Source organism: Glycomyces artemisiae (assembly GCF_003002955.1).
GTDB classification, from domain to species: domain Bacteria; phylum Actinomycetota; class Actinomycetes; order Mycobacteriales; family Micromonosporaceae; genus Glycomyces; species Glycomyces artemisiae.
Genome location: NZ_PVTJ01000001.1, coordinates 82,054 through 98,337 on the forward strand (window position 1 = coordinate 82,054; position 16,284 = coordinate 98,337).

11 protein-coding genes are annotated in these 16,284 nt (G+C 72.2%); 5 read left to right on the forward strand and 6 right to left on the reverse strand.

Going from position 1 to position 16,284, the window contains the following annotated elements; all coding sequences use genetic code 11:
- Positions 1 to 39: 39 nt before the first annotated feature.
- Positions 40 to 717, reverse strand: coding sequence for a response regulator transcription factor (locus B0I28_RS00380; RefSeq protein ID WP_106361852.1), 678 nt, complete (start codon positions 715 to 717; stop codon positions 40 to 42).
- A 204-nt stretch (positions 718 to 921) separates the two neighbouring features.
- Between B0I28_RS00380 and B0I28_RS00385 the strand changes: the two genes are divergently transcribed.
- Positions 922 to 1,506, forward strand: a complete 585-nt coding sequence (locus B0I28_RS00385) for a PepSY domain-containing protein (protein ID WP_106361853.1) — start codon at positions 922 to 924, stop codon at positions 1,504 to 1,506.
- Between the two features lie 151 nt (positions 1,507 to 1,657).
- Here B0I28_RS00385 and B0I28_RS00390 read toward each other — a convergent pair whose 3' ends face one another.
- Positions 1,658 to 2,248, reverse strand: a complete 591-nt coding sequence (locus B0I28_RS00390) for a dihydrofolate reductase family protein (RefSeq protein ID WP_106361854.1) — start codon at positions 2,246 to 2,248, stop codon at positions 1,658 to 1,660.
- A 230-nt stretch (positions 2,249 to 2,478) separates the two neighbouring features.
- Between B0I28_RS00390 and B0I28_RS00395 the strand changes: the two genes are divergently transcribed.
- The gene (locus B0I28_RS00395) at positions 2,479 to 2,874 is read left to right on the forward strand and encodes a hypothetical protein (RefSeq protein WP_106361855.1); all 396 of its coding nucleotides are present in this window, start codon (positions 2,479 to 2,481) and stop codon (positions 2,872 to 2,874) included.
- A 70-nt stretch (positions 2,875 to 2,944) separates the two neighbouring features.
- Here B0I28_RS00395 and B0I28_RS00400 read toward each other — a convergent pair whose 3' ends face one another.
- Positions 2,945 to 5,071, reverse strand: coding sequence for an anthranilate synthase component I (locus B0I28_RS00400; protein ID WP_106361856.1), 2,127 nt, complete (start codon positions 5,069 to 5,071; stop codon positions 2,945 to 2,947).
- A gap of 494 nt (positions 5,072 to 5,565) precedes the next feature.
- Here B0I28_RS00400 and ileS point away from each other — a divergent pair, with 494 nt between their 5' ends.
- The 3 genes from ileS (at position 5,566) to B0I28_RS00415 (ending at position 9,435) form a co-directional block, all read left to right on the forward strand.
- Positions 5,566 to 8,712, forward strand: coding sequence for an isoleucine--tRNA ligase (ileS, locus tag B0I28_RS00405; RefSeq protein ID WP_106361857.1), 3,147 nt, complete (start codon positions 5,566 to 5,568; stop codon positions 8,710 to 8,712).
- Positions 8,713 to 8,860: 148 nt separating this feature from the next.
- Positions 8,861 to 9,052, forward strand: coding sequence for a ribbon-helix-helix protein, CopG family (locus tag B0I28_RS00410; protein WP_219926478.1), 192 nt, complete (start codon positions 8,861 to 8,863; stop codon positions 9,050 to 9,052).
- A complete protein-coding gene (locus tag B0I28_RS00415; protein ID WP_106361859.1) occupies positions 9,049 to 9,435 on the forward strand; it encodes a type II toxin-antitoxin system death-on-curing family toxin in 387 nt (128 codons plus the stop codon). The genes B0I28_RS00410 and B0I28_RS00415 overlap by 4 nt, the downstream gene beginning before the upstream one ends.
- 62 nt (positions 9,436 to 9,497) lie before the next feature.
- On the opposite strand, the gene B0I28_RS00420 is transcribed toward B0I28_RS00415, so the two are convergent.
- The 3 genes from B0I28_RS00420 to B0I28_RS00430 all read right to left on the reverse strand — a co-directional run bounded on the left by B0I28_RS00420 (position 9,498) and on the right by B0I28_RS00430 (position 16,256).
- Positions 9,498 to 9,968, reverse strand: coding sequence for an Rv0361 family membrane protein (locus tag B0I28_RS00420; RefSeq protein ID WP_106361860.1), 471 nt, complete (start codon positions 9,966 to 9,968; stop codon positions 9,498 to 9,500).
- A gap of 113 nt (positions 9,969 to 10,081) precedes the next feature.
- Positions 10,082 to 13,153 carry an ATP-dependent helicase gene (locus B0I28_RS00425; RefSeq protein ID WP_181245580.1) on the reverse strand — a complete coding sequence of 1,024 codons (3,072 nt, stop codon included), beginning with the start codon at positions 13,151 to 13,153 and terminating at the stop codon, positions 10,082 to 10,084.
- A 7-nt stretch (positions 13,154 to 13,160) separates the two neighbouring features.
- Positions 13,161 to 16,256, reverse strand: a complete 3,096-nt coding sequence (locus B0I28_RS00430; RefSeq protein WP_106361862.1) for an ATP-dependent helicase — start codon at positions 16,254 to 16,256, stop codon at positions 13,161 to 13,163.
- Positions 16,257 to 16,284 lie beyond the last annotated feature (28 nt).

A 16,284-nucleotide genomic window follows, 5' to 3' on the forward strand; every position in this document is an offset into this window, starting at 1 on the left:
TGCCGCCGGGACTCCTTGAGCGCCTGCCTCCTCACCCGCTCATCCACCGTCGGCCGCCAGCCGGTAGCCCGCCCCGCGGACGGTGGTGATGGCCGCCTTGCCGAAGGGCGCGTCGATCTTGCGGCGCAGGTTGGAGATGTAGACCTCGACGATGTTGACGTCGCCGTCGTAGGCGAAGTCCCACACGTGCTCCAGGATCTCCGACTTGGACACGACCTCCCCGGCGCGGGAGGCGAGGTATTCGAGGACGGCGAACTCCTTGGCGGTCAAGTCGAGCGCGGCGTCGCCGCGGCGGCAGGTGCGGGTGGCCGGGTCGACGGCGAGGTCGCCGAAGCGCCACACGGCGGGCCGCGAAGCCCTGCCGCGGCGCAGCATCGCCCGGATGCGGGCCTGGAGGACCACGAAGGAGAACGGCTTGGTGAGGTAGTCGTCGGCGCCCGTGTCGAGGCCCTCGGCCTCGTCGTACTCGCCGTCCTTGGCGGTGAGCATGAGGATCGGCGTCTCGACGCCCTCGTCCCGCAGGGCCGCGCACACCTGGTAGCCGTTCAGTCCGGGCAGCATGATGTCGAGGATGATCGCGTCGTACTCGCCGCCCCTCGCCATCGCCAGGCCGGTGCGGCCGTCATGGGCCAGGTCGACGGCGTACCCCTCGGCCGCCAGCCCGGCGGCGACCACCTCGGCCAGCCGCTGCTCGTCTTCCACCATCAGCAAACGCATGTCACGAAGCTTGGCACAAGGAACCTGAAGCTGAGCTGAAGTCGCCGCGCGGCCCGCGGTCTCGCGATCTGCCAGCGCAAACGCCGCATGCCTTCTGTCCTACGGCCCCAACCTGAAGCCGTCTTCAGGCGACTTCAGCTCAGCTTCAGGTTCGGTGGCGCATGGTTGCCTGCATCCGATCCGAACGGACCGAAAGGACCCGCCATGAACGACCAGACCCCGACCCAGGACCTCTCGAAGTTCGCGAAGGCCCGCCGCTTCACCGGCCGCCACCGCACCCTCGTGATCGCCGGCGCCGCCGGCGCGATCCTCCTCGGCGGCGGCACCGCCGCCGCATTCGCGGCCGACGACGACACGTTCGACCCGGCGAACTCCGGCGGCGCGCAGACCGGCTCGACCGAGGAGCCGACCCCCGGCGAGGAGCCGACTCCCGGCGACGACCGGGACGATGACGACGACCGCGGCGGCGACTGGGACGACGCGTGGGACGACCACGGCGACGACGACTTCGTCCTCCCCGACAACGCGATCGGCGAGGACGCGGCCGTGGAGGCCGCGCTGGCCGAGGTCGACGGCACGGTCCGCGAGGTCGACCTCGAAGGCAGCGCCGACCTCCCGGTGTGGGTCATCGACATCACCGACGCCGACGGCATCGAGTGGGACGTCGCGGTCAACGCCCTCGACGGCTCGATCCTCGGCTCCCAGCAGGACGACGACTCCGACGACGATGACGACCACGACGACGACCGCTACGACGACGATGACGACGACTGGGGCGACGACGACTAAGCGCTCCGGACACAGGTCCGGTCCCGACCTCGCCCCTACGGGCCGGGTCGGGACCGGGGCGGCCGGGCGAGTCTCCGGCCGCCGGGACGGCCCGGGTTGTCCGGGGGTTCCGGCGGGACGGTAGGCGGCCCGCCGGAACCCCTTGCAGCCCTTAGTTCTTCACCCGGTAAGCGAGGTTGGCGAACTGGCCGATGGGCTTGGCCTCGATGAGTTCGAGGCGGTCCGAGAGGATGCGGCGGGGGAGGAGCTGCGCGCCCGCGCCGAGGAAGACCGGCGCGAGGCTGACGCGGATCTCGTCGAGGAGGCCCGCGTCGAAGAACTGGCCGACGAGGTCGCCGCCGCCGACGATCCAGCGGTCCTTGTCGCCCGCGGCCTCCACCATCGCGGCGTGGACCTCCCTGACGTCGCCCGAGGCGAAGGTGATGTCGGCGCCGGGGACGGCCGGGAGGTCGCGGCTGGTGAGGACCCAGGAGGGCTGCGGGTAGGCCCACTTGTCCGGTTGGTCGAGGAGCCGCTCGTGCCGGACGATCCACTCGTAGGTGGTGGAGCCCATGCAGACCGCGCCGATGCCCTCGAAGAACTCGGCCATCTCGTCGAGCGGCGTCTCGGCGGCCCCGCCGTCGGGCCCGGGCTCCTCGTCGGGGTGCCCGCCCGGGACGGTGAAGAGCCACTCCAGGGAGTTGTCGGGATCGGCAATGAACCCGTCGACGGTGGTCGCGGTGTTGTACACGGTTTTCGCCATCCCGCCATCCGATCACGGGCCACCGACATCCCGTCGGCGATCCGCCGACGGCCGTTTTCGAACACCCGAGCCCCGCGCCCCCGTTCGTGCGATCCGACGCGCCGGATCATTTCTGTCGGGTTCCCGACATTGACCGTTTTGCACCGGATTAGACCCTCGGGCGTACTTAGGTAAGGGGTGCGTCACAAGGCGCAGTCAGAACAAGTTTCACCAAAGGGGTGATCATGGTAATGAAGAGGATCTTCACTGCCATCGGTGTCGCGGCCGCAGCGCTCGCACTCTCGCTGTCCGCCTCCTCCCCGGCCGCGGCGGCTCCCGTCGAAGCGCCGACGCCCGTGAAGTCGCGCATCGAGAACGCGGCGGCGCCCGACGCCGCCGTCGAGCAGCGCACCTGCCGGGCCCGCTTCGCGGAAGGGGTCAACCACCGCCTCCGCGCCGAGGCCGAGTCGGCGATCATCGGGTCCATCCCGGCCGGGACCTGGGTGCAGACGTCCTGCACCCGCGTCGCCGGCGGTGAATACACCGCGTGCGGCGTCTCCAGCGACTTCTGGATGGAGGTCTACTGGAACGGCAACTGGGGCCACAGCGCGTGGGGCTGCGTCAAGGACTGGGAGTTCACCTCTTAGACGGACACTGAAGCGGGACAACGGAAGACGGGGCCGGGAAGCATCGCTTCCCGGCCCCGTCCTCATCCGCTCATGCCGTCAGGCGCAGCGCGTTCCCGACGATCCGGTGCCCGTGCGCGCCCGCCGCCGTCAGGATCGACTCGGGGTGGAACTGCACCGCGAACCAGCGCTTCGCGGGAGCCTCGATCGCCATGACCACCCCGCCGATCGCCGCGGTGGGCGCGAAATCGCCCTTGACCTGGTCCGCCGTCGCGTACAGCGAGTGGTAGCGCGCCGCCGTGACCTCGTCGGGCAGGCCGTCGAACAGGCCGCCGCCGTTGACCTTCACGTTCCCGGGCTTGCCATGGCTCGGCTCGTCCAGGAGCGACAGCCGCCCGCCCGCGTGCTCGATCATCGCCTGGAGGCCCAGGCACACCCCGAACGCGGGCAGCCCGCGCCGCTCGATCTCGTCGAGCAGCGCCGCGGTCCCGAAGTCCTCCGGGCGTCCCGGCCCCGGCGAGAGCACCACCAGGTCGGGCGCGAGCTCGTCGAGGACGGCGGGCACGTCGAAGCCGAACCGCAGCGTCGTCACCTCGCAGCCGTGCTGCCGGAAGTAGTCGCCGAGCGTGTTCACGAACGAGTCCTCGTGGTCGACCAGCAGGACCTTCCGCCCGGTCCCCATTGGTCCGCCCGCGACCTCGATCGGCTCGGGCACCGGGGCCGCCGCGCCGAGGCCGCCCGCCGCCGTCTCCAGCAGCGCCCGCGCCTTCAGGTGCGTCTCCGCCTCCTCCGCGGCCGGGTCGGAGTCGTACAGCAGGGTCGCGCCCGCGCGCACCCGCGCCACGCCCTCGCGGATCTGCGCGGTCCGCAGCGTCAGCCCCGTGTTCATCGTCCCGTCGAAGCCCACGAACCCGACCGCCCCGCCGTACCAGCGCCGCGGCGTCGTCTCCTGCTCCTCGATGAACCGCATCGCCCACGTCTTCGGCGCTCCGGTCACCGTCACCGACCACATGTGCGTCAGGAACGCGTCCAGCGCGTCCATGCCCTCCCGCAGCCGCCCCTCCACGTGGTCCACGGTGTGGATCAGCCGCGAGTACATCTCGATCTGCCTGCGCCCCAGCACCTTCACCGAGCCCGGCACGCACACGCGGGCCTTGTCGTTGCGGTCCACGTCGGTGCACATCGTCAGCTCCGACTCCTCCTTCGCGGAGCCGATGAGCGCCGCGATCTGCGTCGCGTCGTGCAGCGGGTCGGCGCCGCGCGCGATCGTCCCCGAGATCGGGCACGTCTCCACCCGGTCCCCGGTGACCCGCACGAACATCTCCGGCGACGCCCCCACCAGGTACTCGCGCTCGCCCAGGTTGAACAGGAACTCGTACGGCGCCGGGTTCGCCGTGCGCAGCCGCTCGTAGAACGCCGTCGGCGAATCGCACGCCGCGTACATCTCGTGGCCCGGGACGACCTCGAACAGGTTGCCCGCCTTGAACTCCCGCTTCGCACGCCGCACCGTGTCGGCGTACACGCCCGGCACCGGCCCGTCCGGCACCGACGCGGCCCGCACGTAGTCGAGCGACTCGGTCTCCCGCGCCAGGCCCTTCGTCGTGCGGTCCCCGAACGTGAACTCGTACCGGCGCACCTGCGCGGTCTCCCGCTTGCGGTCCACCACGTACAGCTCGTCGGCCAGGTGCAGCACCAGGTCCCGCTGGTCGGCGGGCCGGTCCTTCGCGTACGGGATCGGCTCGAACTGGTAGGCCAGGTCGTACCCGAACGCCCCCCACAGGCCCAGGTACGGGTCGTCGCAGCGGAGCGCGTCGAGCACCACCCGCAGCGCCGAGAACGCCGTCGGCAGCTTCGACCGCAGCTCCTCGGGCACCCGCCCGGTGGGGACCGGGACCTCCACGCGCACCTCGCCGTCCTCGCGCACCACCTCCCCGACCCCGGCGGCGGCCAGCGCGTCGGCGAGCACGTCCACGAGCAGGTAGCCGCGGGCGTTCAACCGCCGCACCGTCACCGATCTGCCCTGCGCCACCACCTCCAGGGACGGGTCGACGTACGCGAGGTGGTAGCGCGAATAGCGCCCGGGGTACTCCATGCCGCTGGAGAGGACGCCGCCGCGGCGGGTCTCGACCTGCGCCACCACCGCGGAGAGGTCGGGGGAGTCGAGCTCGGACACGGTCCGCTCGACCGTCACGCCCGACGGGGTCTCGAACAAAGTCATCAGGGCCTCTTCCTCGAAAGAAACTGGGTCACTAGTCCCGTCCTGAGGCGGCCGACCCCGGATACGACGAAGCGACCGCCTACCAGACGGTCGCTCGCTTCACTCGCACGCGAAAGCAGGACGCCGCCTCAGCGACGCCACCACCAGTTGATCGCGTGGAATCTCACAGGCCGAATACTACATGCCCGCACGGTGGGACGCCGACCGGTGACCGCGCCCGCGCGCCGGGGCGAAACGCGCGCGACCGCCGCGGACGGCAGCGCTACACTTGCGTGCAACAGCGTCGACCCGGCCATCACCGGCGAGCTTCCGGAAGAACCGGCCGGCAACGGCCTCACTAGAACCGGACGGACGCGGCCCGTCACCGCCGCCGAACGAGCGGGCGCACCAGTGCGCCAAGCGAGGTGGTACCGCGGGCCGCCCTCACCGACACGAGGGCGCGTCTCGTCCTCGCACACGGAAACCAATGGCGTGTGTGAGGAGACCCGGGTCCCATGGCCTATCCACTCGACGACCCCAAGCGGGGCGTCCCCGCGAGCCCGAACCTCCCGGAGGTCGAGCGCCGCGTCCTCGACTTCTGGACCAAGGACGACACCTTCCAGTCCTCCATCGAGGCCCGCGACGCCGGCGAGAACGGCGCCAACGAGTTCGTCTTCTACGACGGCCCGCCCTTCGCCAACGGCCTGCCCCACTACGGGCACCTCCTCACCGGCTACGTCAAGGACATCGTCCCCCGCTACCAGACCATGCGCGGGCGCCGCGTCGAGCGTCGCTTCGGCTGGGACACCCACGGCATGCCCGCCGAGGTCACCACCGAGAAGGAGCTCGGCCTCAAGTCCAAGGCCGACATCGAGGCGTACGGCATCGACCGGTTCAACGCCGCCGCGAAGGCCTCCGTCCTCCAGTTCACCGGCGAGTGGCACGACTACGTCACCCGCCAGGCCCGCTGGGTCGACTTCGAGAACGACTACAAGACCCTCGACCTCACCTACATGGAGAGCGTCATGTGGGCCTTCAAGACCCTGTACGACAAGGGCCTGGTCTACGAGGGCTACCGCGTGCTCTGGTACTGCTGGCGCTGCGAGACGCCGCTGGCCGCCACCGAGACGAAGATGGACGACACCTACAAGGACCGCCAGGACCCGGCCGTCACTGTCGGCCTCGACGTCGTCGACGACGGCCCCCTGAACGGCGTCAAGCTCCTGGTGTGGACCACCACGCCCTGGACGCTCCCGTCCAACCTCGCCGCCGCCGTCCACCCCGCCGTCGACTACGTCGTCGTGAGCACCGAGGACGGCCGCTACCTCCTCGCCGAGGCCCGCCTCGCCGCCTACGCCCGCGAACTCGGCGAGGCCCCCGAGGTCGTCTCCCGCCACAAGGGCGCCGACCTCGTCGGCCTGCGCTACAACCCGCCGTTCGACTTCTTCACCGGCCGCGAGAACGCCCACCAGGTCCTCGCCGCCGACTACGTCACCACCGAGGACGGCACCGGCGTCGTCCACATCGCCCCCGCCTTCGGCGAAGAGGACAAGGTCGTCACCGACGCCGCCGGCATCGAGCCGGTCGTCCCCGTCGACGACTCCGGCAAGTTCACCGACGAGGTGCCCCCCTACGCGGGCGTGCACGTCTTCGACGCGAACAAGCTCATCATCAACGACCTCAAGGCCACCCAGCGCCTCCTGCGCCACGACACCTACAACCACAACTACCCGCACTGCTGGCGCTGCGGCTCCCCGCTGATCCAGCGCGCCCTCTCCGCGTGGTTCGTGGCCGTCTCGCAGTTCCGCGACCGCATGGTCGAGCTCAACCAGGAGATCGACTGGACCCCCGGCCACATCAAGGACGGCCAGTTCGGGAAGTGGCTCGCCAACGCGCGCGACTGGAACATCAGCCGCAACCGCTTCTGGGGCTCCCCGATCCCCGTGTGGGTCAGCGACGACCCCGCCTACCCGCGCACCGACGTCTACGGCTCCCTCGCCGAGCTCGAACGCGACTTCGGCGTGCACGTCACCGACCTGCACCGGCCCCACATCGACGACCTCGTGCGCCCCAACCCGGACGACCCCACGGGCAAGTCCGTCATGCGCCGCGTCCCCGAGGTCCTCGACTGCTGGTTCGAGTCCGGCTCGATGCCGTTCGCGCAGGTCCACTACCCGTTCGAGAACGCCGACTGGTTCGAGCACCACTTCCCCGGCGACTTCATCGTCGAGTACACGGCGCAGACCCGCGGCTGGTTCTACCTGCTGCACGTCCTCTCGACGGCCCTGTTCGACCGGCCCGCCTTCCGCACCGCAGTCGTCCACGGCACCCTCCTGGGCGCCGACGGCCAGAAGATGTCCAAGTCGCTGAAGAACTACCCCGACGTCCGCGAGTCCTTCGAGCAGTACGGCTCCGACGCCGTCCGCTGGTTCCTCGTCTCGTCCCCGGTCCTGCGCGGCGGCGACATGCCCGTCACCGAGACCGGCTTCCGCGACGCCGTGCGCCAGATCGTCCTGCCCCTGTGGAACGTGTGGTACTTCTACACGCTCTACGCGGGAGCCGCCGGGTACGAGGCCGAGCCCGCAGAGGCGCGCGCGACCGCGCTCGCCTCCGAGCACCGGCTCGACAAGTACCTGCTCGCGAAGACCCGCGAACTCGTCGAGGCCATGACCGAGGCGATGGACGGCTACGACCTCGTCGCCGCCACCGCCGCGTTCCGCGCCTACCTCGAAAGCCTCACGAACTGGTACGTGCGCCGCTCGCGCGACCGCTTCTGGGAGGGCGACGAGACCGGATTCGCCACGCTCGCAACCGCACTCAAGACCGCGACCGAAGTCGCCGCGCCGCTGCTGCCGATGGTCGCCGAGGACATCTGGAAGGGCCTCACCGGCGGCCGCTCCGTCCACCTCGCCGACTGGCCGGACCCCCGCGACCTGCCCGCCGACCACGCCCTCGTGGAGGCCATGGACGCCGTGCGCGACATCGCCTCCGTGGGCCTGTTCATGCGCAAGGCCCGCAAGCTCCGCGTGCGCCTCCCGCTCGCGAAGGTCACCGTCGCCACCCCGCACGCCGAGCGCCTCGCGCCCTTCGCCGACCTGCTCAAAGACGAGCTGAACGTCAAGGCCGTCGAGTTCGACGCGAACGTCGAGGCCTACTCCAGGTCCGACCTGAAGCTCGTGCCGCGCGTCCTCGGACCGCGCCTGGGCAAGGACGTGCAGCGCGTCATCAAGGCCGTCAAGTCCGGCGACTGGACCGCCGAGAACGGCACCGTCACCGCCGGGGGCGTCGTCCTGGAGGACGGCGAGTTCGAGCTGACGATGGTCGCCGTCGACGCCGAGCACACCGAGGCCCTCCCGAACGAAGGCGGCGTGCTCGTCCTCGACACGGAGGTCACCCCGGAGCTCGCCGCCGAGGGCCTCGCCCGCGACCTGGTCCGCGTCATCCAGCAGGCCCGCAAGGACGCCGGCCTCGACGTCACCGACCGCGTCGCCGTCACCGTCGACGCCGCGCCCGCGGTCCGCGCCGCCGTCGAAGCCCACCTGGACTTCGTCAAGGCCGAGACCCTCGCGCTGGCCCTGGACTTCGCCCCCCTCCCCGACACCGCCACCACCGGCGACGCGGGCGAGGGCGAGTCGGTCAAGGCCGCCGTGGTGAAGCAGTAGGAGACGACGCATGGGGCCCGGCGAGCGAAGCTCGCCGGGCCCCATGCGTCGTCCTGCGCGGACGGGTCAGTCGCGCGACGACACGCTCACGATCAGGGAAAACCTCGTAATACCGTGTGGTATCACGAGGTAGCATTACCGTATGGCCATGACCTTGCGACTCTCAGAAGAAGACGACCGGCTGCTCACCGAGCGGGCGGAGAAGGAACGTCGGTCGAAGCACGAACTCGTCGTCGAAGCCGTGCACAGCTTCCTGACCGAGCGGGACCGCCGGTTCAACCAGGCCCTGGAACGCGGGATGGAGCGGCACAAGGAGCTCCTCGATCGGCTCGCCAAGTGACCGAGTTCCTGACGATGCAGGACCTGATCCGGATCGCCTGCCGCGTGACCGGCAGCGACGATCCCCCCGTGCGTGACTGGGGCCTGCTCGAATCGGCCGCTGCGCGGCCGCGGGCGAGCGTGTTCGGCGCCGACGCGTATCCGACCCTCCATGAGAAGGTCGCGGCGCTGGTCCACTCGCTCGCCCGAAACCATGCGCTGATCGACGGCAACAAGCGGCTGGCGTTCATGGCCGCGTACACGATGTACGCCGTGAACGGCTACGACCTCGAACCGCCGGGCCCGGACGAGGGCGATGTGTTCTTCCGCGCCGTGGCCCAGGGCGATCTCGAAGTCGACGAGATCGCGAAGACGTTCGTGCTCTGGACGAGCCCGATCCGCTGAACTGGAAACGCGAAGGGGCCCGGCGAGCGCAGCTCGCCGGGCCCCTTTTCTGCTTGCGGCCGTTAGGCCATGTAGCCGCAGATCTTCCAGGCGTCGTCCTCCTTGACGAGGTCGAACGTCTCGTCCGTGGTCTCGTCGTTGGCGGTGATCGAGACCTCGACGGTGGCGGTGTCGCCGTCCTCGGTGGTCTCGCCGATCTCGTACGACATGTCCTCGAACATGGAGAAGGTGTCGCCGGCCATCTCCTCCATCTGCTGCTTCTCTTCGTCGGTCATGCCCTCGAACTGGGCCGCGGCGTCCTTGACGCCCGTGACGTCGTCGGCGCAGAAGTAGTCGCCCGCGATGTCGGCGGCCTTGTCGCCGTCGCCGTCGAGCATGGCGTTGACCATGTCCTCGGCGCCGTCCTTGAGGAAGCCCTCGACCGCGCCCTCGGGCGTGTCGTTCCCGGCGCCGCAGGCGGCCAGGGCGAGGACGAGGGCGAAGGCGCCGCCGGTCAGGGCGGTGGCGCGGCGGAGCTTGACGTTGATGTCCATTGGGTCCAATCAGATCGGGGGGTCGGGCACGGCCCCGGGTAGAGCCGTCGTAATCCGCACGTCACGTTAACGGGGCCGTGCAAACCCGGGGCGATCCCGGGCTGAACAGCGCGCTAAGCGTCCGGCCACCACGTGTGGTCGGCCGCGATGTAGTGGAACGCCGTGCGCACCTGCGACTCGTCGATCCCCTTGAGCCGCGCCCACGCCTTGCGGTACACGCGCAGCTGGAGCGCCGCGTGCTCCGCGGCCTCGCCCTGCGGCGGGCGGCCCGTCTTCCAGTCCACGATGTCGTAGCCGCCGTCCTCGCCGTAGAACACCGCGTCGATCCGGCCGCGCACCACGGTCCCCTCGTACTCGACCACGAACGGCACCTCCTGCGCGGCGATCCGCCGCCCCGCCCACGCCGAGGCACGGAACGCGGCCTTGAGCCGTTCGAGCTCCCTCTGGTCGACGGCCTCGTCGGCCGCGCCCGGCAGGTCCGCCGGGTCGAACAGGGCGCCGCCGCCGAAGAACTCCTCGACCCACGCGTGGAACTCGGTGCCCCGCTGCGTCGCCGGCCGCGGCGGCTGCGGCATCGGGCGGCGCCGCTCGGCCGCGAAGCCCTCCTCGTCGGCGCGCATCGCCATGAGCTGCGAGGTCGACAGCCGCGCGGGCCGCGGCAGCCGCACCACCCCCGACTCGCGCTCGTCGCGCTCGGCGATCAGCAGCTCCGCCTCCTCGCGCCACTGCCGCGCCAGCGGTCCCTCCCGCTCCGGCTCCGGCGCCGACAGCACCAGCTCCGCGGCCTCCGCGAACACCGCCTGCCGGGAACCCAAGGGCGCCTTGGCGGGCCACTCGGCCGTCCGCGCCTGGTCCTCCAGCGGATTCGACGGCCCCGGATCGGTCCACACCGGTACCTCCGCGCCCGCGTTCCGCGCCTCCTGGAGGAACGGCGCGGGCTTGCGGGCCGTCCGCGCCTCCGCGTCCCACCAGTACCCCGACGCCAGGAGCGAGCGCCGCGCCCGCGTGAGCGCCACGTACGCGAGCCGCCGCTCCTCGTCGAGCCGCGCCTCCCGGTCGTCGGTCTTGAAGTCCTGCACCGCCTTCTTCACATCGGCAGGGGTGTGCGCCTCGTCGAGGTACAGCACCGGCAGGTTCGCGGCGTCGCCGCGCAGCCCGTACGGCAGGCGCGCGGCGTCCGACACCCACGTCGAATCGCGCTTCACCGACGTCGGCAGGATGCCCTCGCACAGCCCCGGCACCGACACCACGTCCCACTCCAGGCCCTTCGCGGCGTGCACCGTCATCAGCTGCACCACCCCGCCCGCCGGGTTCGCGCCCTCCACGACCAGCCCGCGCTCGCGCTTCGCCGCCGACTCCAGGTACGACAGGAACCCCGGGACGCTCGCCCCGAGCGTGTCGTTCTCGTAGGACGCCGCGATGTCGGTGAACTCGTCCAGATTGGACAGATCCCCGTGGTGGAGCATGACCTCCACGTCGAGCCCCGAGTGCGCGATCACGTCGCCGACGACGTCGGGGAGGCTCTGCCCGAGCCGCCCGCGGATCCACGACAGCTCCTCGTGGAGCTGCGCGAACCGCAGGTACCCGAGCGTCGAGTACCGTTCGGCCGCACCGGGATCGGCGAGCGCGTCGGCGAGCGACGCCTCCGCCTCGACGCCCGCGTCCGGCTCGAACCCGCGCGAGTCGGGGGCCAGCTCCCGGGCCCGCGCCCACAGCGCCGCGATGTCGCGCGGCCCGATCCGCCACCGGTTCCCCGCGAGCAGCCGCATGAGCGCGGGCCCGTTCACGGGATCGGCCGCGGCGCGCAGCATCGCCACCGCCTCGGCGACCTCCGGGTAGTACAGCAGCCCGAGCGAGCCCACGACCTGCACGGGGAGCCCGGCATTGGTGAGCGCCCGGTGCAGGGCCGGGATCTGGCGGCGCTTGCGAATGAGGACCGCGGCGGTCTCGTCGGCGCCCGGCTGCCACACGGCGGCGAGGCGCGCGGCGATCCACTCGGCCTCGTCGGCGGCCGTCAGGTGCATGGCGGCCTCGACCGAGCCGATGCCGTGCTCGTCGTCGAACTTGGCGCCCACGGTGAGCGGCGGGACCGCGCCCGCGCGCAGCGGCTCGGACACGGCGTTCGCGGTCTCCAGGACCGCTTCGCGGTTGCGCCACGACTTCGTCAGGTACGCGACCGCGGCGGGGGTGCCGCCCGCGGCCGGGAAGTCCTGCGGGAACCGCTGGAGCGTGCCCGCCGAGGCGCCGCGCCACGAGTAGATCGACTGGTTCGGGTCGCCCACGGCCGTCACCGGGTGCCCGCCGCCGAACAGGTCCCGCAGCAGCGACACCTGCGAGAACGACGTGTCCTGGTACTCGTCGAGGAGCACCACCCGCCACCGGTCGCGCTCGGTGCGGATGATCTCGGGCGCGCCCGCGACGAGCTGCGCCGCCAGCGACAGCTGGTCGGCGAAGTCCATGACGCCCAGCTCGCGCTTGCGCCGGTCCCACGCCTCGACCAGCGGCAGCAGCTGGTCCCGCTTGCGCCGCAGAGACATCAGGTTGCGGAACTCGTCGTTCAGGCGCGCCGAGGACCGCTCTTCGAGGTGCTCGAACAGGTCCCGGTCGAAGCGGCGCAGGTCGGCGCCGTCCCGCAGATGCTCGGCGAGCTGCTCCGCGAGCTGGAGCACCAGCTCGGTGACGCGGTCGACGCTGACGTCGAACTCGCTCATCTCGCCGTCCCACGCGCACACCAGGTCCCGCGCGAGCTGCCACCGGCCCGTGTCGGTGACCACGCGCGTGCCCGGCTCGATGCCGATGCGCAGCCCGTGCTCGCCGACCAGGCCGCCCGCGTACGCGTTGTACGTCGAGACCGTCGGCTCGCCGTGCAGCTCGGCCAGCTCGGGCAGCGACTCGGTGAGCCGCCGCAGCTTGTCGCGGACGCGCGCGGCCAGCTCCGCGGCGGCCTTGCGCGTGAACGTCAGGCCCAGGATGTGCTCGGGCCGCACCACCCGGTTCGCGATGAGCCACACCACCCGGTCGGCCATCGTCGTGGTCTTCCCCGAGCCCGCGCCCGCGATGACCAGCAGCGGGTCCCGCCCCGCCTCGATGACCGCGCGCTGCTCGTCGGTGGGGGAGGGCTGCCCGAGCCGGTTCGCGAGCCCCACCGCCCCGAAGCTCCGGTGCCCCGCAACACGTTCACTCACCCGCGCCTCATTCATCGGTGACCTGCCGTCCCTCGTCAGCGATCGGGCAGCAGTGCTTGACCGAGCAGGTCTCGCACTTGCTGGTGGAGCGGGCCTCGAACACCGACCCGGCCATGCGGTTCGCCGTGTCCGCCACCAGGTCCCGCGCCCAGTCCGGGTTCTCGGCCTCCCCGAGCGGGCCCTGCGGCCGCGAGGCCGCCTTGTCGCCCTTCGCGTTCGGGTAGACCAGCTCCGCGCCGCCCGGCTCGGCGCCCTCCTCGAACGCCCCCTCCGCGACCGCGAGCTGGTACACGCCCAGCTGTGCATGGGACTTCGCCTCGTCGTACGTCGGCGGCGTCTTCCCGGTCTTCAGGTCCACCACGTACAGGCGCCCGTCGCCGTCGCGTTCGAGCCGGTCGATCTGCCCGGACATGACGACCTCCACACCGGGCGGCCCGAGTTCGAGCTTCACCCGGAACGACCGCTCCGCGCCGACCAGCTCCCTCCGGTTGGCGCTCAGCCAGGCCGCGAACCGCTCGACCGCGCCCGAGACGCGGCGGCGCTGCTGCTCGGCGTGCCAGGGCGCCTCGAACGGCAGCCGGTCGAAGTGCTCGCCCACGACCTGCTCCATGACCGCCCTCGGGTCGGCGGCCGGGTCGACGGTGACCGCCTCCGCGGCGGCGTGCAGGAGCGTCCCGAGATGGCGCGGCAGCAGGTCGCCGTCGTCGGCGCCGTGCGATTCGAGGACCCACCGCAGCCCGCACTGCTGCGTGGTCTCCACCTGGGACGGCGAGATCCGGATCGTCTCCCCGGCGAGCGCGAGCGCGCGTTCGTCGGAGATCTGCGCGAGCCCCCACCACTTCGCGGGGTCCGCGCCCGGCACGCCCGTGGCGGCGAGGCGCCGCAGCGCCGCGGCGGCCGCGTCGCGCTCGGCGTGCCCGGAGTCGACCACGGCCTCCCGCAGCCGCGCGGCGAGCGACGCGAGGCTCAGCGGCCGCCCGCGCCGCGGCGCGGCCGCGGGCTCGACGCCGAGCTCGGTGCAGAACCGGCTCGGCTGCACGTCGTCCGAGTCGACCGCGGTCACCAGCAGCCGCACCCGCGCCCGGGTGCACGCGTTGTAGAACAGCCGCCGCTCCTCGTCGAGGAGCTGCGCGACCTGGTCGACGTCGGCGCGCCCGTCGAGGACGTCGACGAGCGCCTCCGCACCCAGGAGCGACCCGCGCGGGCGCAGGTTCGGCCACATGCCCTCCTGCGCGCCCGCGACGACCACGAAGTCCCAGCGCCGCCCGTGCGCGGCGTGCGCGGTCGCGAGGGTCACCGCGTCGCCCAGTTCCGCACGCGCCGAGAGGAAGTCGCCGGGGAGCTGCTGGGTGAGCACGTGCTCGCAGAAGACCTCGGCGCCCGCGCCCGGCTGCTTCTTCTCGTAGTCGGCGGCCAGGTCGAACATGGCGATGACCGCGTCCAGCTCGGCGTCGGCGCGCTGCGCCCGCCGGTCCGAGGACAGGGCCCGGCGCCGCAGCCGCTCGCTCAGCTCCGAGGCCTCCCACACCGTCCACAAGGTCCCGGTGATGCCGGTCCCTTCGCGGGCGGCGGTGAACAGCGCGTCGAGGCGCCGCGCGGGCTCGGCCCACTCCTCGTCGGGGAGCGCCGCGATGCGCGCGGGGTCGGCGAGGGCCTCCACGAGCAGGTCGGCGCCGGGGGAGAAGTCGTCGGCGGCGACGGCGAGGCGCCGCAGCTCCTGGCGCAGCCGCCGCTCCGCGAACGGGTCGGCGCCGCCGAACTGGGAGTGCAGCAGCCCGGCCGCGACGGCCTCGTCGAGCCGCTCGGGGTGGCGGCCGACGAGGACGACCCGCAGCAGGTCGCGGACGGTGGGGTGGGCCGGGAGCGGCACGTCGTCGGCGGCCTGGCGGGTCGGCACCCCGGCGTGCTGCATGGCCCGGCGCAGGTGCGGGATCGCCGAGGCGGACTTGACGACGACCGCCATGTCGCCGTAGGGGATTCCGTCGAGCAGGTGGGCGCGGCGCGCGGTGTCGGCGATGTACACGGCCTCCCGCGTCGGCGAGGGCAGGTACACGACCTCGGCGCGGCCCGGCTCCTCCGACGTCGTGCCGCGGCGCCGGTCGCGGTCGGGGCCGCGCAGCCGCCGCGACAGGACCGTCGTCGCCGCGAGCGGCGCGAGCGCCGTGTCGTGGACGTCGTTCAACTGGATCACCGGGGCCTCTTCGCCGCCGCCCGTGGGGAACCGGTCGGGGAACTCCCGCACCGACTCCGGGTCGCCGCCCTGGTAGCCGAAGACGGCCGCGTCGGGGGAGCCCGCGGCGACGAGGTTCCCGCCCTCGCCCGCGAGGAGGCGCAGCAGCCCCAGGTGCGCGGGGGTCGCGTCCTGGAGGTCGTCGACGAACACCCACGAGGGCCGCGGGAGCAGCTCGGGGCGCGCCCGCAGCGCGGACGCGGCGGCCCGCACGATCTCCGCGGAGTCGTACAGGGCGCTCGACATCGACTGGAGCGCAAGGGTGGTGACGTACCGGTCGTAGAAGCGCGCGGCCGCGGCCCACTCGGGCCGGTCGTGATCGATCGCGAGGCGGGTCAGCTCGGGCGCCGAGAGCCCGCGCTCGCCGCTGCGCAGCACCAGGTCGCGCAGCTGCTGCGCGAACGCGTAGGTGCGCACGGCCTCGTCGAACCCCTCGGGCCACCCGAAGTCCTCGCCTTCGAGCATGGAGCGGATGAGCGCGTCGGCCTCGGGGCCGGTGAGCAGGCGCGGCTCCTCCCGGCCGTCCATCGCGGCGGCGGACCTCAAGAGCGCGAACGCGAACGCGGGGAACGTGTACACGCCGACCTCGGCGGCGGAGCGGTGGGCGGTGGCGGCGTTCAGCCGGGCCCGCAGGTACGCGGTGTCCTGGCGCCGCAGCCCGAAGAACAGGATCGACGCCGGGTCGACTCCGGCTTCCACTTTCGCCGCGGCGGCCCGCAGCAGCGCCTCGGTCTTCCCGGTCTGCGGCCCGCCGCGGACCAGGAGCGGCCCGGCGGCGTGGTCGACCGCCGCCTGCTGCGCCGGGTCGAGTCGGGACTCCTCCTCGGCGGGCGGATCGGTCAACTCATAGCGGAGGTCCAGCACGCTGCCCATGGAACCACAGCGAAGCACGGGGGTACGA

Bases quoted from the DNA above. Each gene is read 5' to 3' on its own strand.
- B0I28_RS00380 (WP_106361852.1), bottom strand. From the start codon at position 717: ATGCGTTTGCTGATGGTGGAAGACGAGCAGCGGCTGGCCGAGGTGGTC.
- B0I28_RS00385 (WP_106361853.1), top strand. From the start codon at position 922: ATGAACGACCAGACCCCGACCCAGGACCTCTCGAAGTTCGCGAAGGCC.
- B0I28_RS00390 (WP_106361854.1), bottom strand. From the start codon at position 2,248: ATGGCGAAAACCGTGTACAACACCGCGACCACCGTCGACGGGTTCATT.
- B0I28_RS00395 (WP_106361855.1), top strand. From the start codon at position 2,479: ATGAAGAGGATCTTCACTGCCATCGGTGTCGCGGCCGCAGCGCTCGCA.
- B0I28_RS00400 (WP_106361856.1), bottom strand. From the start codon at position 5,071: ATGACTTTGTTCGAGACCCCGTCGGGCGTGACGGTCGAGCGGACCGTG.
- ileS (WP_106361857.1), top strand. From the start codon at position 5,566: ATGGCCTATCCACTCGACGACCCCAAGCGGGGCGTCCCCGCGAGCCCG.
- B0I28_RS00410 (WP_219926478.1), top strand. From the start codon at position 8,861: ATGACCTTGCGACTCTCAGAAGAAGACGACCGGCTGCTCACCGAGCGG.
- B0I28_RS00420 (WP_106361860.1), bottom strand. From the start codon at position 9,968: ATGGACATCAACGTCAAGCTCCGCCGCGCCACCGCCCTGACCGGCGGC.
- B0I28_RS00430 (WP_106361862.1), bottom strand. From the start codon at position 16,256: ATGGGCAGCGTGCTGGACCTCCGCTATGAGTTGACCGATCCGCCCGCC.